This window comes from Arthrobacter sp. SIMBA_036, assembly GCF_046535135.1.
Classification (GTDB): domain Bacteria; phylum Actinomycetota; class Actinomycetes; order Actinomycetales; family Micrococcaceae; genus Arthrobacter.
In genome coordinates this window covers 1-255 of sequence record NZ_JAWRXG010000315.1, presented here as the reverse complement: position 1 = coordinate 255, position 255 = coordinate 1, and the positions used below count along the sequence as shown (strand labels likewise).

Annotated in this window: 1 protein-coding gene; it reads right to left on the bottom strand. The window is 34.5% G+C overall.

Annotated elements, in window-relative coordinates; all coding sequences use genetic code 11:
- Nucleotides 1-246 (bottom strand): HIRAN domain-containing protein (locus tag SB659_RS20025; RefSeq protein ID WP_410551686.1); only part of this gene is annotated, 246 nt, incomplete at its 3' end.
- Between the last annotated feature and the right edge of the window lie 9 nt (nucleotides 247-255).

Below are 255 nucleotides of genomic sequence, written 5' to 3'. Positions count from 1 at the left end.
ATACAAACTTGCTGATATCGGGTGCCTTATACCACTCTTTAACTGATCGTAAATGTATTTCTTGCCTTCTTGAAAATTCTTTCGAGGAACATGTCCTACTTTGCAATCATTTACATAGACAGCTATAGCTTCCGGATCGTACTTGTTGTTCTCTTCTAACCGCAATTCACAATTTGAGAAAAGGGAATTATGATAAATAAATATCGGCTCATCAAAAGTTGATTCTAGAATCTCTTTATTTGTCATACCATCATA